Origin of the sequence: Atopobium fossor DSM 15642 (assembly GCF_000483125.1) — a bacterium.
In the GTDB taxonomy this organism is placed as follows: Bacteria; Actinomycetota; Coriobacteriia; order Coriobacteriales; family Atopobiaceae; genus Atopobium; species Atopobium fossor.
The window spans coordinates 151,158-168,903 of sequence record NZ_AXXR01000003.1 but is presented as its reverse complement, the minus strand read 5'-3'; the positions used below and the strand labels follow the sequence as shown (position 1 = coordinate 168,903).

Genomic DNA, 17,746 nt, shown 5'->3' with positions numbered 1-17,746 from the left:
ATTAAGCCGTCAAAAAGCGACTGGCTGGGGCAGAGGGAGTCGAACCCCCATTACAGGCACCAAAAACCCGTGTCTTAACCATTGGACGATGCCCCAGTGCGCTTTACTAGTGTATACGACAAGTAGTGGTTTTTGCTACTACTAATTAGAAAATGCTTCGCAAATTGCATCAAGTAACATAACTGCCAACGTTTGTGCATCAGAAGCAGAGAACGTTCCGTCATATTCTGCACCAATAGGCAACTCAAGACGCACCAAAGGATGAGAAGAACGAGAGCTTTCGCATGCAGTGCGGATGCGGCGCGGAAGTGTTTCTAAGTCGTCTACTTCAACGTTGGGAATGTTGGTGTTGTAGGGAAGCGAACTGGGCGAGAGCAAAAATACTGTTTTGGTAAGAGGGGTATTCTCGTCCACTGAATCGATAAGTTCAATATCTGCATCGGTTACGGTTGCTTGAGCTAAATTCCACAGACGACCAGCAACATTGCGCGAGATGGGGTCCGCAGCGCTAAAAGCTAGGTGAGCATGTTCTAGAACTGATGCTGCACGTGCAAAGCCCATACCCATTTGAGGATGAGGTCCAGCCGCGGGCTTGCCACTCCATACATGATGCAGACGGTTTATAGCATCAAAGGTGTCCGAAAAAGCCATACCATCAGCCAAAAGACCAATATTTTCTTGGAATTGTTTGACGGCTGCCTCTGTATGAACACCGTAGTAGCTATCAGGCTTACCACAGGAAAAACCTAGTACATTGAGGCGTTCTTGCAAAATTTTAATATCGCGACCATGAAAATTGGGGAGGCGTAAATACAAGGTCCGCTCACCAAACTCCCAGCTTTCATCTACTAGCTCTGCCCAGCATGCAGCATCCACCTCACTGGAGAGTGAAAGCTCATGGTCCAAACGAAAACGTGTTACTGCTGTGGCAGTGGAGCTGCCAAACGTTGCATTACTGCGCTCGGCATCATCGATGCTGTAGCCAAGATTAACCAGGCGTTCCTGGATATCTTCCACGGCAGCTCCGCTCATGCCTTCACGAATGGGATCCATCTATCCTCCTAAAACGTAATGCTTCGTTGCATTTGAATTATCCGCAGCACATCTGGGCGTGCAATATTCAAGCATTGCCAAGTGTACCCGACAAAAGCCGTTTCAAAGCGGCTAGCCCAGACGTTCAATAAAAAAGTCCGCCATGGAATACAAAATAGTGAGTGCCTCTGGTGCTAGTTGAGTTTTGGTCAGTACGGTTTTTGCATCGTCTACCAGTGTTTGTGCATAGTTTTGTACATGGGTAATACTCCCAGCCTGTTCCATAAGCTCCACAGCATGTGCAAGCTGCTTAGGGTCAGAGGTATTACTGCTCAGAATTTCAATGAGTTCACTGCAGTTTTGTGAATTAAGCTCAGAAAGGGCGTGCACTACACAAAGTGTGCGTTTTCCTTCTGTAATATCGCTGCGCCAGTCTTTACCTTGAGCAGTGGCATCTCCAACCAAATTGAGTAGGTCATCTTGCAACTGAAAAGCAAGACCTGTTTTCATGCCAAAGTCATGGAGCGCTTCAAGTTGTCTGTCTGTGGCATCGCCTGTACATAAAGCACCGGCTACCAGCGGAGTTGCTGCGGAATAGTAAGCTGTTTTATGCGATGCCATATACAGATAGTCGTCCTGAGAAATATCCCAACGATCATCGCGCGCCCAACCAAGGTCAAGCGCTTGTCCCTCAAGAGTGCGTTCTTCCATCTGGCAGAGAAGTTCAACGAGTTGCACCTTTGTTGCATCAGATAGGTGTGTAGCGCGTATCATTCGTGCAACTACATTTACCAGAGCAAGGTCTCCAATAGTAATGGCAATACCAACGCCCTGTGTTTGATGAACGCAGGGCTTGCCACGACGTAGTTCACTTTGGTCTGCAATATCATCGTGGATAAGCGCTGCACTTTGAAAATCCTCGATAGCTGCGGCGATATCCAGGGCATCTTTTTCGTTTCCACCTACTGCTGCGGCACCCAGCAAACAAAGAGCAGGGCGTGTGCGCTTACCTCCCCACGCAGTAAAAGTTTGCAGGGGTGTATACAAAAAACTATCCAGATCATGTGCGGGAACCCCGGGTTTCTCGCCAAGAGAAATCCGGGGGGTTGTGGACTGCACATAGGTATCTATTTGCGTGCGCTTGGTCGCGAGGAATTGCGTAAATGCAGCTCCACCATCGGAGGTGGGGATAAGTGAAGCGCTCTGTGAAACATCGGTCATGAATGAGCCTTAGCCTTCGTAGCCGTTGGGATTGTTGGACTGCCAATTCCAAGAGTCGCGGCACATATCATCTAAGTTAAACTGTGCTTCCCAGCCCATAAGCTCTTTGGCCTTGATGCAGTTGGCATAGTTGGCAGTAACGTCTCCAGCGCGGCGAGGTTCCATAACATAGGGCAGTTCCTTACCACAAGCTGCCGAGAAGGACGTGATGACATCCAAAACAGAGCTGCCCTTACCGGTGCCTAGGTTAAAAATCTCTACGCCGCTGCGGCCGTCCATCCACTTAAGGGCTGCTGCATGGCCACTTGCCAGGTCACATACATGGATGTAGTCACGTACGCCCGTGCCATCATGAGTGTCGTAGTCATTGCCATATACGTGAATGGCGTCGCGCTTACCTACAGCTACCTGTGCTACATAAGGTACTAGGTTGTTGGGAATGCCCTTGGGATCTTCACCCATAAGTCCAGAAGGATGCGCGCCAATGGGATTGAAATAACGCAGTAATACAACGTTCCACTCGGGATCAGAGCTGTGTAGGTCGGTGAGGATTTGTTCAATCATCCATTTGGTCCAACCATAAGGGTTGGTAGCATTTTTCTTGGGGCTGGCTTCGGTTAGAGGTAGAACATCGGGATCTCCGTATACCGTAGCAGAGCTCGAGAAGATAATGGACTTGCAGCCATGCTCACGCATGACATCTACCAGCGTAAGTGTAGAGGCAAGGTTGTTTGTGTAGTACTCAATGGGCTTGGCTACTGATTCACCAACAGCCTTGTAGCCAGCAAAATGAATGACAGATGTGATGGTGTTGTTGTCAAAAATGTATGCAAGAGCTTCTTTGTCACACACATCTGCGCGATAGAAAGAAAGGTTTTTGGCTGCTTCTTCACCCACAATGGTGTCAATGCGATCCAACACTTTCTCACTTGCATTGGACAGATCATCCACGATTACAACGCTATAGCCATCTTTAAGCAGCTCAACCACGGTGTGACTGCCAATAAAACCAGCGCCACCGGTGACGAGTACACATTGCTCTTGAGTGGTAGCTGCAGTATCCATGTTTCCTCCAAACATTGCGGAGGTCGTTTGAACCGCCGCAAACTGTTAACGTTTCTTTGCAAGTATAAGCGAGCTACATGAATTGCATGTGCGTGGATGGGTCAAGGTGCTAACATGCTTCCATTACATACATGAGATAGCGAGGTACGTTATGGCGTTTGACTTCATGCGCAAGCTGCCTATCCCACAAGAAATTCGCGAGCAGATGCCTTTATCGGCAGACGCTACGCAGCGCAAAGTGGCGTTTGATGAGGCGATTGCTCGTGTATTGCGTGGTACAGATACACGTAAGCTGCTTATTATTGGTCCATGTTCGGCTGATCGTGAGGATACGGTGCTGGACTATATGGTGCGTCTTGCTGCAGTTGCCGAGCAAGTTGCCGAGAAACTCATTATTATTCCGCGCGTTTATACCAATAAGCCTCGTACCAAAGGTACTGGTTACAAAGGCTTGCTACACAATCCAAACCCGCAGGCAGGAGATGACCTGTTGGTTGGTGTAAAGGCTATTCGTCATATGCATTTGCGCATAATTGAAGAGACGGGTATGTATACCGCAGATGAAATGCTCTACCCGTCTAACTACCAGTTTTTAAAGGATTTGCTTGCCTATAATGCTGTAGGTGCGCGCTCGGTGGAAAATCAGGAGCATCGCTTGGTTGCCAGTGGCATTCCAGGTCCTGTAGGGATGAAAAATCCTACGGGTGGTAGTTTGGATGTCATGCTGAACTCTATTTATGCAGCTCAACAGTCGCAAACATTTATTTATCGTAATTGGGAAGTAAGGACTACTGGCAATGATTTAGCCCATGCAATTTTGCGTGGCTATGTGGGGTCCGATGGTCGTACACATGCCAATTATCACTATGAGCATCTGGAGCGTTTGGCAGAGGCTTACACGACAGATCTTTATGCAAATCCTGCGGTAATTATTGACTGTAATCATGACAACTCGGGCAAGCGGCCTTTAGAGCAGGTGCGTATTTGCAACGAGGTGCTGGATAGTATGGATCGCTCAAGCAAAGTATCTGGTTTGTTCCGCGGCTTTATGGTGGAAAGTTATTTGGAGGATGGCAATCAGCCCGTTAATGGTGGTGTGTATGGCAAGTCCATCACTGATGCTTGCTTGGGCTGGGATAAGTCTGAACGCTTGATTTTCTCGATAGCAGATCGTATCTAATTGCTTTGTGTAGCATGCATTAACATGTTGGCAAATGCTTAGCAGCTTAGATGTTGAGGCGTTTAAGTGCTTGGATGTCAAGGTGGTTAAACGCTAGAAGCCTGCGAGAAGTCCTAACATAATGCAATAGAGAAGCGTGAGAGCCCCCGCTAGGGCATCACGCTTTTTGTATACAAGCCGATGCCAGTGGGAACGCGCGGCGCCACCCTCATAGGAGCGTGCGTCCAACGAACGAGCCAATCCATTGGCATGCCGCAGGGCACTGGCAAGTAAAGCTGTAATAACGGGAACGATGGCTTGGATGCGCTTAAGCACCGAACCTTCGTTTATGCCCGCACCGCGAACCATTTGTGCGTCCATGATGGCATTAGCCTCATCGGCAAGAGTGGGAATAAAGCGCAGCATGAGCGAGAAAACCATGGCAAGTTCGTGAGCGGGAAGCCCCAGCTTACTTAAAGGTGAAAGCAGTGCGTCAAAAGCGTCTGTAAGCTGGGTTGGGGTGGTGGTAAGTAATAACAATGTAGCTGCCACGATAGCTACAATCATGCGCAAAGAATACAGAAGTGCCACACGAACGCCTTCATTGGTAATGTTGAGAATGCCCCAACTTACAAGCACTTCTCCGCGGTGGATCATAAGCATATTGATAAGACCCAGTGCTAGTAACATGCCCACAATGGATTTGATGGCATCAAATAGTTTACCCGCAGGAACGTGCGCCATGCGACTGAGCGTTGTCACACAAACAAGTCCAAAAACCAGTTGCATAGGCGCTTGAATGAAGAAGGCAGAAACCATGAGCACAAAAGCAGCCAAGATTTTGGTGCGCGGATCAAGTTTGTGGATAACAGAATTGCCTGCTAGATATTGTCCAATGCTTACGCGAAAGGCCATGGGGGCACCACCACCTTTGCAGATGATGCGACCTCTGGAGTGGTTTTTGTGGAGTTGCTAAAACTAGGTAAACCAAGCGTTTGTAACAGGCTTTGTACAAGATCATCCATGGTAAGAGGCTGTCCCAGATAAGAGTGAGGAACTTGCTTTTGTAGGGCAAGTGCAAAGATAAGTGGATACGGCAGGGCAAGTCCCGCCTCACGCAAACGCTTCTGGTTATGAGGTTGAAACACCTCACGCGGCGTACCACTAGTAAGAATATGTGATTGGTCAAGCACAATAATATGTTTGCTTGTGGCTGCTTCTTCCATGGAGTGTGTAACTTGGATTACGGTTGTGCCCTGCTGGTGGATGCGGTTGAGCAGGCTACGGAGGGTTTCTCGGCCAACGGGGTCGAGGCCCGCAGTTGGTTCGTCCAGCAGAAGAATTTTTGGTTGCATGGCTAAGATGCCTGCAATGGCACATACACGTGCTTGGCCACCAGATAACTCAAAGGGAGAAGCGTCCTTTTTATGAAGTAGTCCCACTTCTTGTAGAGCTTGACATGCCTGCTTGGTTGCTTCTTGTACAGAGGCTCCCAAGTTCTTGGGGCCGTATGCTACGTCTTCTAGCACGGTTTGCGCAAAGAGCTGTCGTTCGGGGTGCTGCATAACATAGCCTACCTGCCCATGAAGCTTGCGTCGTTCCCGCTTATGGGCAGTATTGATGCTGTTTACAAGTAACTCACCTGAGTCTGGAGCTTCCAAGCCGCAGATAAGCCGAGCAAGAGTGGACTTGCCAGATCCTGTTTGACCAATGATTGAGGTACATGAGCCTTGTGGGATGGTAAAACTTATGTCATCGAGTGCTGGACGCTGGACGGATGTTGTGTTTGCGGCAGCATAGGAATAGCTGAGCTTGCAAGCTTGGACGGCTGGCAAGGTAGGGACAGGCAAGGTACACGTGGCGTGTTCTGTGGATTTTGCAGGCGTATATGGGGATGTTTCAGATACAGGGGGACTGTCGGGTGCGTTAATGGGCTGTAGTAGATGTGCGAGTTGCTGGCAGAGGTTTTTCTCGTCACAGGTCCAAGAGATGGGGACACCTTTTTTGACGAGTGTGGCGCAGAGCCGAGCAATAAAGGGCTCTTCCAGCTCAAGTTGAGCGAGGGTATCTGTATGAGAAAACACTTCTTGTGGCGTACCATCCAACACAATGCTGCCGTGGGAAAGCACGATAACGCGGCTTGCTGCGAGGGCTTCTTCCATAAAATGTGTGACGTGCACAATGGTTGTGCCTGTTGCGGTAAGCTTGTCCATAATGTGCATAATGCTGCGACGACCACGAACATCCAACAAGGCTCCAGGTTCGTCGAGTACCAAAAGACGAGGTTCCATGGCCAGAGCTCCGGCAATTGCTACTCGTTGTTTTTGCCCACCAGACATGTGGGAGGGATTTGCTTTGGCATAGGCATCCAGCGCCACACGGTGCAATTCTCGCTGGACACGGTGCGTTATCTCCTGAGGCTCAACACCTAGGTTCTCTGGTCCAAAGGCAATATCATCTTCCACAATTGAGGTAACAATTTGGTCGTCTGGATTTTGAAAAACCAGTCCGAGCCAGCGGCGGGCTTGTCTGTAGGCGTCAAAATTGGGATGCCCCTCTGTACAAACAGCTTGGTCAACAAGGGTAATGCTGCCTTCATCTGGAGCAAGCAGACCACATAAGACGGATGCCAAGGTAGACTTACCTGAGCCATTGGCACCCAAAATACATATACGTTCACCTGGGTTTATTGACAGATTAATGTTGCTAAGAGCAGCAAAATCCTTGTACCACAAACTCACATTGGTAAGCTGTGCAATAGGCTTATTTGATGAGGTGTGCGTATTGGTCATGTGGGACTGGTTTACTCCGATAAAGCCTTGGTGATGGGCTTATACATAATAGCCGTAACCACGCAGTTAATAAGTATTTTTACCAGGTTAAATGGTAAAAGTGCAGGAACGATAAGTGCAACGACATCATCAAAGCTGGTGCCCATATACAAAGGAGTCAAAATAAGGTTGCCTACAATGCAGGCAACAATGCAACACACAGCGCCAACAACCATACCTAAAAGAGCGCCTGCAAGCGTGGCCTTGCGCTGGTAAATGAGGATTGCAGGTAATGCCAGGGAAATGGTCGCCACTATGGCCATAATGACGCCGTAAAAACCAGAGTGCGTTGCAAAGTGCACCAGATAGGGTAGGACAGAGATAATTGCTGCAGTTGCTGGTCCAAAAGCAAAGCCGCCGATAAGAGCCACGATGCCGGAAGGGTCATACTTTAAAAACTCAAGTCCCGGCAAGATGGGAAACTCCAAAAACAGTGTGCAAATGGCCGAGACCGCGCATAACAATGCTGTAACAGCAATACGCTTAGTGGTCCATGTGCCCTGAGCAGTAGTGGAATGAGAGTCGTGATGCATATTTGAAGTGGATTGTGCCATGAGGCGCTCCGTTTCTTTCATCCGGACTATACCGTTGGCTCTGGATTTGCACCAGATCAGCCGACTTTCTCGGCGCGCGGGCTTGGCGAATAGCCTTACCGCCAGTGGGGAATTGCGCCCCGCCCTGAAACTGTTGGCAAGAGTATAGCATTTAACAGGCATTCTCGATAGGTTATACTCATGTTCAAGATTTTTATCAAAGGAGTGAGTCTATAACATGTCTGATTTGGATAACGATAAACCCTCGCTTGCCGAGCGTTTGGTAAGTATTGCCGGCGAGGATAACGTCTATTTTGATGAGCCCATGAGCGAACACACAACGTTTGCTATTGGCGGTCCTGCAGATATGTATGTGGTGCCTGATACCTTGGATCGTGTGCGTGTGTTGATTGATACCTGTCGTGAGTTTGGTGCTCACTGTTTTGTGTTAGGTCGCGGTAGTGATGTGCTTGTTTCCGATAAGGGTTATAGGGGTGTCATTATTGGCATGGCAGACGCTCTGGATGATTTGACGGTAGAGGGCGAGCGCGTTATTGCTCAGGCGGGTGTTTGCCTTTCCGATGCTGCAGAAATGGCGTGTGCCCTCAGCTTAACGGGTATGGAGTTTGCTTGTGGCATCCCCGGTACGGTAGGCGGGGCTGCATTTATGAATGCCGGTGCTTACGATGGCTGTATGGCAGATATTATTGAGTCTGCACGTGTACTCACGCCTGAAGGTAAGATTATTACGCTTTCTAACGAGGAACTTGATTTGGGATATCGCTCAAGTCGTATTAGTAAAGAAGGCCTAGTTGTACTTGAAGTAACCTATCTGCTGCATGAGGGTAATGAGTCCGAGATTCGTGCAAAGATGGATGATTTTACCCAGCGCCGTGAGTCTAAGCAGCCTCTGGAATTGCCCAGTGCTGGCTCGACTTTTAAGCGTCCCGAAGGGTATTTTGCTGGCAAGCTTATTATGGATGCTGGTTTGCAGGGTTACCGTGTGGGCGGCGCCGAAGTTTCTACCAAGCATGCTGGCTTTGTGGTAAATATTGATCATGCAACTGCCGCTGATGTTCATAGCGTTATCCAGCATGTGCAGGATGAGGTTATGCGCCAGTTTGGCGTTTGTTTGGAACCAGAAGTTCGCTTTTTGGGTGAGTAACCAACTGCTGCTACATTTAGTTCTTAAGCGAGTTAAGCGGTGCAGGGAAGCGACCGCCACGATGCGCCAGTACCGTACCTGCATTGGGATTAACGTGCATAACAGGAGCAGAACCAAAGAGTCCACCAAACTCCAAAACGTCTCCCTCTTTGCTACCAATGGCAGGGATAAGGCGTACAGCCGTGGTCTTGTTGTTAATAACACCAATAGCCATCTCGTCTGCAATAATGCCGGCGATTGCTTCCACGGGAGTGTCTCCGGGAACAGCAATCATATCCAAGCCAACAGAGCAAACGCAGGTCATAGCCTCAAGTTTCTCCAAAGAAAGAGCACCGGACTTTGTAGCAGCAATCATACCAGCATCTTCTGATACAGGAATAAAGGCACCAGATAAGCCGCCAACAGAAGACGATGCCATGACGCCACCCTTTTTAACGGCGTCATTAAGCATGGCAAGTGCGCAGGTGGTTCCAGGGCCACCGCAGGTGCCCACGCCGATAATTTCTAATATGCGTGCAACGGAGTCTCCAACTGCGGGGGTGGGAGCAAGTGATAGGTCTACAATGCCCTTCTCGACACCCAGGCGACGAGCTGCCTCACGGCTTATGAGCTCACCTGCACGGGTAATCTTGAAAGCGGTTTGCTTGATGCGCTCGGCCACAGTCATCATGTCTGCGTCTGCGGGCAGGCCTTCCAATGCGCTTGCCATAACGCCAGGACCAGAGACGCCCACGTTAATAACAGCATCTGCCTCGCCCGTGCCATGAACAGCGCCAGCCATAAATGGAGAATCTTCAACCATGTTTGAGAAAACTACTAGCTTGGCGGCACCGTAGCATTGGATATCTGTAGTGAGTTTAGCCGCTTCAACAATTTTTTGAGCCATGAGCAAGACGGCATCCATGTTAATGCCTGCACGTAGGCTTGCTACATTTACCGATGAGCAGACGCGTTCGGTGGTTGCCAGCGCCTCAGGGATGGAGTTAATCAGACGGCGGTCACCATTGCCAATGCCCTTATGGACTAAAGCAGAAAAGCCACCCATAAAGTCAATACCCAGCGTTTTTGCCGCACGATCCATGGCATGAGCCAAGGGCGTGAGGTCTTCATTGGGACAAGCAGCAGCAATTTGTGCAATAGGTGTTACCGAGACACGCTTGTTTACGATGGGAATGCCATATTCGCGTTCCAATGCTTGTGCGGTTGGAACCAATTTTTGAGCGGTAGTGGTAATGCGGTCATATACCTTAGTGCACATGCGATCGAGGTTCTCGTCCGCGCAACCACCCAGGTTAATGCCCATGGTGATGGTGCGAATATCCAAATGTTGATCTGAAACCATGCTGCGAGTTTCTGCAATTTCCTCGGTCGTAATATCCATGTGGTGAATTCCCTTCATGGGCGTGAGTAGATAGAGAGAAAATCATGTGGTAAAAGCATAATTCACAAGGAAATAGTTTACCAAAAGAGCTTATTAGTCATGGTTAACTCTAATGTGAGATTTGTATACAATAATCTTACTAGGTTGAGAGGGGCAGATGCCGTTGCCATAAGGCGTAAGAATGGTAATGCTTATGAAAGAACTTTATCATTTTATTTGGGAGACCAGGTGGGGTAAATATCTGAGGATTTGCTGCGGAGTTATACTAATCCCACTGCTTATTGCCTCTATGATTATTCCAGCAATGCATCCATATCAATACTGGCTGACAACATTATGTTGGAGTGCTGTATTAGTTCATGAAATCATTCGACCTGTTGAAGAAAAACCATCCGCTCAGCGAATGCACATAGTCTTAATCATATTGGGTATGTTTCTTGTTGTTTCCAATATTTTGAATGCAGTCAATGCTAAGCCGTTTTAAAAGTTAGCTCATCTCATTCATCTTGTATTAAAGCAGGAAAAGAGACGAGAAGCTGATTCTTCAGTACGACTAGAACACCTTTTATGAAATCCCTGGCAGAGAGGTGTAGTCCGTTTGTAGCAAGTCTATGCTTCCACCACACATGCAGCCATGAGCAGCATTGAGTGCATCTTCTAGGGGAAACATGGCATTAAAATCCTCGGGTGCATTAGACATAACTACAAATACATAGGGGCCGCAGTCCGAGAAAACCACGCCAGCATCTACCGTTGCTTCGTTACCCGTGCCATCCTTGGGATACCAGCCAGGTTTTGCCCATACGGTATAGCGATCACGGAGCAAGCCGCCCATAGAAGTGTGATTGGATTGAGCTAAGAAGTTGGTAAATTCCTCAGAGCCCTTCTCGCCAGAAACACCGTAGCGGAAAATTTCTTGCCAGACGTTGGACAGCTCTGCGGCGCTAATCTTTGGATAATAGTGTACATAAGCTATTTGACCTGCGTTGGGAGCGCCATGCTGGGTAAGCCAATTGCCATAGCTTGATAGACCAAAGGTATGAATCAGCGTGTGGAAAGATTCGTTATCGGAGTTAACAATGCAGTTTTCTGCCACACCAGCAAGTCCGGAGGCACCTCCGTGTGTCTCGTATACCATAGCCGTATAGGCAGCTTTAATGGCACTTGCGGGGTACAGGGCAGTGTCTTTGTTGTAATCAAGAGAACGACCCGTATTAAGGTCTAAGAGCGAGAAACTTAAAGTATAGCCATAGGACTCAAATTCATCCACAGCATCAACCAGTTCACCGTAGCTGGAGGTGTCTGTAAAACCCTCTGGTGCGTGAACCAAAATGCCGTCTTTGTCATAGTCTACGATGGTTGCATCTTTGTCTGTGTTAATGCGCGGGCTTGCATCATTAGAAAGTGCGGCACGAGCAGTTGTTGTAGGGCTTATTGCTGCGTTTTGCTTGGTCTTCTTGGCTTTTGTATACCTCATGCCACATGAAATAAGAGCAATAAGCAGTCCTAAGATAACAAGAAGTCCCAGCACAATTACAACAATCGTGCGTGTTGAATACCTGTGCTTTGTTGTGTGATTAGGTGACTTGTGATGATGAAGTATATGCCCTTGTGATTGAGCATGACGTGTTTGGCGCTGATGTGTTTGTTGGTGACGTGTAGGCTCAAAACGGTGCAGAGGGAGACTTTTTGGCCGGTGGTTATTTGTCTGAGGCTGGCTGTTTGGCTGGCTATGGTTAGAAGATGAAGAGTGCCGGGAATGGTAAGGGTTGTTAGCAGACAAAATGTAGTTCCTCTGGCAGAGTTTTGGCCGGACGCGTACAAGAAGTAGCTGCTAAAAAGTAGACACTCAAGGTCAAATACAACTACATTTCAATAGTGTAGCAGTTTTATGTTTTTGAGCGCGGGTATATTACGCAGCATTTCTCGCTCGTGTAATACTACACAAATTGTTACTTACTATACATAGTGTGTAATAACTGATAAAAAACTGAGCGATAGCTCAAAAAGGAGAATTCATGCGCGTCAGGACTGGTTGCGAAGATACTCCGCTTATTGCTACCAATGTTGTAACTGCAAATATGGATCGCCGTATTGTGCGCACACGACGTGCTTTGCGTGATGCTCTAGCAGCAGAGATCGAGAAGACCGGGGATTTGTCACAGGTAACTGTTACTGCGGTAAGTGATCATGCACAGATTACGCGACGTACTTTTTATTCGCACTTTAAGGATATTCCAGATTTGGTGCGTGCGATTGAGGATGACACGTTGGAATGCCTGCGTCCCTACATTGTTCGTATTGCAACAACAGATTTAGATAGCTTGCAAGAGGCTATTACGCATTTGCAGCCCTGTCCCGGTACGGTTGAGGCGCTGGAGTTTTTAAAAGGAAGTGGAAGTTATATGCCTGCGCTACTTGGTGACGGTGGCGACCCAGGTTTTATTCATCGTATTGAACTTCTCGTTCGTGAGGTGGTTCATGAGCGTGCAGCTCAAGGCATTAATGAACACGTAGGTGAGGCTCTGCTGGATTACTACCTTACCTATACGATTTCTGCTGAAGTTGGCGTTTTGGTTCGTTGGCTTACGCGTGGCATGCAGGAAGACGTGGGTATTATGTCTCGCATTATGACGGCGTTGATGTTTGTGCGTCCAGGTGATCTTTATGACAAGCAAATGAACTTTAACGTGGGTGCGCTTGGTGCTGCAATTGCGTTTTATAGGGGGGAACAATAATGACAAATCATGAACTCTCTAATCGTGAACAGGCGCGGGTGGCACGTCCACTGGATTTGGTAGCAGATGGTGCCGAGCTGCATCCTGCACATGCAACTGACTTTTCTCATGCTCAGCTGCGGCTGGGCATTGATGTTGGCTCTACTACGGTAAAGTTAGCGGTCATAGACGAGAAGGCCCAGCTCGTATATGCAAATTATCAGCGTCACCATACCGATGTTCGTGCAACCGCGCGCGAGTTATTCCAAAAAGCGCAGACGTATTTGCCTGGTGCATCCATGCGGGCATCCATTACTGGTTCTGGTGGTTTGCTATTAGCTAAATGGCTCGAGCTCGAGTTTGTTCAGGAAGTTATTGCTTCCAAGCGTGCGGTAGAAAATCTCATTCCTCAAACTGATTGCGCTATTGAGTTGGGCGGCGAGGATGCCAAAATTATCTATTTTGATAATGGCATTGAGCAGCGCATGAATGGTACCTGTGCGGGTGGTACGGGTGCCTTTATAGACCAGATGGCAACCCTGCTTAAGACAGATGCTACCGGTTTGAATGAGCTTGCTAAGAGCGCAACACATATTTATCCCATTGCAAGTCGTTGCGGTGTTTTTGCAAAGTCTGACGTGCAGCCCCTTCTTAATGAAGGTGCGGCACCAGCCGATATTGCCGCTTCTATTTTTCAGTCTGTGGCCAATCAAACCGTTTCTGGTTTGGCTTGCGGTCACCCCATTCGAGGCTATGTAGCATTTTTGGGCGGTCCGCTTAACTACCTATCTGAGCTGCGCAAGCGTTTTTACGAGACGCTCAATTTGGACGAAGAGCATCGCATTGTTCCTACGAACGCGCATTTGTTTGTGGCAACGGGTGCAGCACTGGCGGGAGAGTCTACGCAAACCATTAGCTTAGACGAGCTTATTGATCTTCTCGATAACTTAGGTGACGTGCAAGGCTCTGAGGTGGCGCGTTTGGAGCCGTTGTTTGCAGCACCTGAGGATTACGAGAAATTCTGCGAGCGTCATGACAAGCAGGTGGTGCCTAAGGGCGACTTGGCAGGTTATTCTGGTCGCGTTTTTTTGGGTATTGATGCGGGCTCTACCACTATGAAGGCTGCTGCTGTGGGTGAAGATGGCCAGCTTTTGTACACCTGGTATGGCAACAATGGTGGCGATATTTTGGGTACTGCGCAAAAGATCATGGATGATTTTTATGGCAAGTTACCTGCGGGTTGCACCATTGGTCATGTCACTACAACGGGCTACGGAGAAGCGCTGCTTATAGAGGCACTGCGAGCGGATTCGGGAGAAATCGAGACCGTAGCACACCTGCGTGGCGCAAAGGCATTTATTCCCAAGGTGGACTTCATCTTGGATATTGGCGGCCAGGATATGAAGTGCTTGCAGGTTAAGGATGGTGTTATTGAGCACATCATGCTTAATGAGGCTTGCTCTGCTGGCTGCGGTTCCTTTATAGAGAGCTTTGCTGTCTCCATGGGCATGGATGTCCGTGAGTTTGCGGCAGAAGCAGTTAAGGCTACTGGTCCGGTGGATTTGGGTAGTCGTTGCACCGTGTTTATGAACTCTCGAGTTAAGCAGGCACAAAAAGAAGGTGCAACCGTTGGCGATATTGCATCGGGTTTGTCTTACTCTGTGATTAAAAACGCGCTGTTTAAGGTTATTAAGCTGCGTGATTTTTCCGAGATTGGCAACTATGTTGTAGTGCAGGGCGGTACCTTTATGTCCGATGCAACCCTGCGCGCTTTTGAGCTGCTTACGGGTCGTGACGTTATTCGTCCCGACATTGCTGGTTGTATGGGTGCCTACGGTGCGGCCCTTCTCGCCAAAGACCGTGCGGGAGAAAATGGTACTTCTACGCTACTAGACCGTCAGGCTCTTGCAACGCTTACAGTTAAACACTCCAAGGTGCACTGTGGCTTGTGCTCTAACAACTGCCTGCTTACTGTGTCCAACTTTGGTAAGGGTCGCAAGTTTATTACGGGTAATCGCTGCGAGCGTGGTGCGGGCAATAAGAAAAAGAAATCCGATGCACCCAATCTGTTTACCTACAAAAATAAGCTGCTCTTTGATCGCCCATCACTTGATAAGAAGACCGCGCCGCATGGCACCGTGGGCATTCCGCGTGCGCTTAATATGTACGAAAATTATCCGTTCTGGCATACCTTCTTTACGGAACTGGGCTTTAGCGTGGTGCTGTCCGATCCTTCTTCTAAGAAGGTGTATGAGTCCGGTATTGAGTCCATGCCTTCGGAAAGCGTGTGTTATCCTGCAAAGCTTTCCCACGGCCATGTAATGAATCTGCTTAAAAAGAAACCTGACTTTATTTGGATGCCCTGCATTCGTTGGGAGCGTATTGAGGATACAACTGCTGGTAATCACTATAATTGCCCCATTGTTATGAGTTATCCTCAGGCTTTAAGCCTTAACATGGATGAGCTGTCTGCTCCGGACGTGCAGTTTATGGCGCCCTTTATTCCGTACGACAATAAAAAAGAACTCAAGCGTCGTCTGTATGAGTTGATTTCTGTTCAGCGCGAGAAGGACGCACAGTCTGGTAAAGGTGTTTTTCGCGGGGAGCATATTACGCGCGGAGAAATTGATCGCGCCGTTAATGCTGCTTGGCAGGCAGACTTAGATTTTAAGGAGGCCATGCAGCGTAAGGGCGATGAGGCTTTGGCATGGCTTGAAGCGCATGATGGACATGGTATTGTGCTGGCCGGACGTCCTTATCACAACGACGGTGAAATTAACCATGCTATTCCCGAGCTCATTTCCTCGTTTGGCTTTGCTGTTTTAACCGAGGACAGCATTGCACATAAGATGCAGCCAGAACGTCCTATTCGCGTGGTTGATCAGTGGATGTATCACAGTCGTTTGTATAGGGCAGCACGGTTTGTTGCCAGTCGCAATGACTTGGATTTGATTCAACTCAACAGCTTTGGTTGTGGTTTGGACGCGTTAACCACCGATCAAGTGCAGGAGATTCTTGAGGCATCGGGCAAGATTTATACCGTGCTTAAAATTGACGAGGTTTCCAATCTAGGTGCGGCACGCATTCGTGTCCGTTCCCTTATGGCAGCTTTGAATGAACAGCGTGCAGAGTTGGAGCGCACGGTGGGCGAGGGGCAGTTGGTGCCTGTGGAGCGTAAGGCTGCAAGCGCTGCCTGGGAAAAGATAGAATTTACCAAGCAGATGTTTGATGAGGGCTATACCATTTTGGTTCCGCAAATGGCGCCTATCCACTTTGATATTCTCGCTGAGCTGCTGCGTCAGTATAAGTATAACGTTGTGCTGTTACCATCCGTTGACCACGGTGCTATTGAGGCTGGTTTGCGTTACGTAAACAACGACATTTGCTATCCATCTATCCTGGTAACCGGCCAGATTATGGAAGCAATTGAATCGGGCAAGTACGACCTTAACAAAACAGCCGTTATTATTTCTCAGACGGGTGGCGGTTGTCGCGCAACCAACTACATTGCGCTTATCCGCAAGGCACTGCGCGATGCTGGTCATGACCAGGTGCCTGTTATTTCTCTTTCTGTAGCGCGAAGCCTAGACGAGAACAACCCTGGCTTTAGCATCATGAAGCCTGGTTTGATTTTACGCGCAGGCTTTACCTTGCTTTTTGGCGATTTGATTATGCAGTTGCTGTACCGCACACGTCCGTACGAGACAGTGCCTGGCTCTGCTAATGAGTTGTACGAGAAATTCATGGCGCGTGCACGCAAGGAAATGCCAACCATTAGCCGTCGTGCGTTTTATGCGCTGTGTCAGGATGTGGTGGATGCGTTTGAGACACTGCCGCTTACCAATGATCGTTCCAAGCCACGTGTTGGTGTAGTGGGAGAGATTTTAGTAAAGTTCCACCCCACAGCAAACAATGAGCTGGTTAAGGTCATTGAAGCCGAGGGTTGCGAGGCCAACGTGCCTAATCTAACAGACTTCTTCTTGTTTGGTATGTCCAATCAACTCAACATGAAAGATGAGTTGGGTACTAAACTCTCGAGTCGTGTAACGCATTCTGCTGGTATTCGAGCAGTTCAAGGCATGCGTGAGCCCATTAACAACATGCTTAAGAAGAGTACGCGCTTTGAACCTTACGAGCCTATTGATGAGTTGGGTAACAAGGCTGCTCAGATTTTGTCGTTGTGCAACACCATGGGCGAGGGCTGGCTGTTGACGGCCGAGATGGTGGACCTTATTGATCATGGAACACCCAATATTGTGTGTGCTCAGCCCTTTGCGTGCTTGCCCAACCACGTGGTAGGCAAGGCCGTTATTAAGCGCCTGCGTCAAATGCATCCTGAGTCCAATATTGTGGCGGTAGATTACGATCCTGGCGCATCTGAGGTTAACCAGCTTAACCGTATTAAGCTCATGATTTCCGTTGCTAAGGAGAATTATCGTAACAACCGTGAGGGTGGCTTTAAACTGGAAAATCCTGCCGATCCAACACTGTATACAGTCGCGCCCTCTGTGGACGAGAAATGCGGCGGACTTGTTTTGAGTTCCGAACAGCTGGAGCGCCTTGCGTCTGTTAAAAAGACTGCGGCCCAACGAGCTTCTCGGCACGAGGACTTCTCATCCAGCACTTCCAAATAGCATGATTT

General features: G+C 48.6%; 13 protein-coding genes, 1 tRNA gene and 1 riboswitch. Of the genes, 5 read left to right on the top strand and 9 right to left on the bottom strand.

Annotation, left to right across the window (positions count from 1 at the left end; genetic code table 11):
* Positions 1-21 precede the first annotated feature (21 nt).
* From G469_RS0100790 to galE, 4 genes are all read right to left on the bottom strand, one after another.
* A tRNA-Gln gene (locus G469_RS0100790) sits at positions 22-96 on the bottom strand.
* Positions 97-141: 45 nt separating this feature from the next.
* On the bottom strand, positions 142-1,053 hold the full coding sequence (locus G469_RS0100785; protein ID WP_028263424.1) for a peptidoglycan-binding domain-containing protein: 912 nt from the start codon (positions 1,051-1,053) through the stop codon (positions 142-144).
* Between the two features lie 111 nt (positions 1,054-1,164).
* Positions 1,165-2,253, bottom strand: coding sequence for a polyprenyl synthetase family protein (locus G469_RS0100780; protein WP_051353673.1), 1,089 nt, complete (start codon positions 2,251-2,253; stop codon positions 1,165-1,167).
* Between the two features lie 9 nt (positions 2,254-2,262).
* Positions 2,263-3,318 carry a UDP-glucose 4-epimerase GalE gene (gene galE, locus G469_RS0100775; RefSeq protein WP_028263422.1) on the bottom strand — a complete coding sequence of 352 codons (1,056 nt, stop codon included), beginning with the start codon at positions 3,316-3,318 and terminating at the stop codon, positions 2,263-2,265.
* A 151-nt stretch (positions 3,319-3,469) separates the two neighbouring features.
* On the opposite strand from galE, the gene G469_RS0100770 reads away from it, so the two are divergent.
* Entirely contained in the window at positions 3,470-4,498 is a 1,029-nt protein-coding gene (locus tag G469_RS0100770; protein WP_028263421.1) for a 3-deoxy-7-phosphoheptulonate synthase, read from the top strand.
* Between the two features lie 93 nt (positions 4,499-4,591).
* Here G469_RS0100770 and G469_RS0100765 read toward each other — a convergent pair whose 3' ends face one another.
* The 3 genes from G469_RS0100765 to G469_RS0100755 are packed head-to-tail and all read right to left on the bottom strand — an operon-like array spanning position 4,592 to position 7,862.
* The gene (locus tag G469_RS0100765) at positions 4,592-5,392 is read right to left on the bottom strand and encodes an energy-coupling factor transporter transmembrane component T family protein (RefSeq protein ID WP_028263420.1); all 801 of its coding nucleotides are present in this window, start codon (positions 5,390-5,392) and stop codon (positions 4,592-4,594) included.
* Complete coding sequence (locus tag G469_RS07910) at positions 5,377-7,269, bottom strand: ABC transporter ATP-binding protein (RefSeq protein WP_084522252.1); 1,893 nt, start codon at positions 7,267-7,269, stop codon at positions 5,377-5,379. The genes G469_RS0100765 and G469_RS07910 overlap by 16 nt, the downstream gene beginning before the upstream one ends.
* A gap of 11 nt (positions 7,270-7,280) precedes the next feature.
* On the bottom strand, positions 7,281-7,862 hold the full coding sequence (locus G469_RS0100755) for an ECF transporter S component (protein ID WP_051353672.1): 582 nt from the start codon (positions 7,860-7,862) through the stop codon (positions 7,281-7,283).
* A 5-nt stretch (positions 7,863-7,867) separates the two neighbouring features.
* Positions 7,868-7,998: riboswitch (FMN riboswitch) on the bottom strand.
* Positions 7,999-8,079: 81 nt separating this feature from the next.
* Between G469_RS0100755 and murB the strand changes: the two genes are divergently transcribed.
* Entirely contained in the window at positions 8,080-9,006 is a 927-nt protein-coding gene (murB, locus tag G469_RS0100750) for a UDP-N-acetylmuramate dehydrogenase (RefSeq protein WP_028263418.1), read from the top strand.
* Between the two features lie 16 nt (positions 9,007-9,022).
* On the opposite strand, the gene G469_RS0100745 is transcribed toward murB, so the two are convergent.
* Positions 9,023-10,387: a PFL family protein gene (locus tag G469_RS0100745; protein ID WP_028263417.1), complete on the bottom strand. Its 1,365-nt coding sequence runs from the start codon at positions 10,385-10,387 to the stop codon at positions 9,023-9,025.
* A 181-nt stretch (positions 10,388-10,568) separates the two neighbouring features.
* Between G469_RS0100745 and G469_RS09120 the strand changes: the two genes are divergently transcribed.
* Positions 10,569-10,871: a hypothetical protein gene (locus tag G469_RS09120; RefSeq protein WP_028263416.1), complete on the top strand. Its 303-nt coding sequence runs from the start codon at positions 10,569-10,571 to the stop codon at positions 10,869-10,871.
* 81 nt (positions 10,872-10,952) lie between these two features.
* On the opposite strand, the gene G469_RS0100735 is transcribed toward G469_RS09120, so the two are convergent.
* Positions 10,953-11,918: a serine hydrolase gene (locus tag G469_RS0100735; RefSeq protein WP_028263415.1), complete on the bottom strand. Its 966-nt coding sequence runs from the start codon at positions 11,916-11,918 to the stop codon at positions 10,953-10,955.
* A gap of 487 nt (positions 11,919-12,405) precedes the next feature.
* Here G469_RS0100735 and G469_RS07905 point away from each other — a divergent pair, with 487 nt between their 5' ends.
* Both G469_RS07905 and G469_RS0100725 read left to right on the top strand, forming a co-directional pair.
* Complete coding sequence (locus tag G469_RS07905) at positions 12,406-13,125, top strand: TetR/AcrR family transcriptional regulator (protein WP_084522251.1); 720 nt, start codon at positions 12,406-12,408, stop codon at positions 13,123-13,125.
* Entirely contained in the window at positions 13,125-17,738 is a 4,614-nt protein-coding gene (locus G469_RS0100725; protein WP_028263414.1) for a 2-hydroxyacyl-CoA dehydratase, read from the top strand. Before G469_RS07905 ends, G469_RS0100725 begins: the two co-directional genes overlap by 1 nt.
* The last annotated feature ends 8 nt before the right edge of the window (positions 17,739-17,746 follow it).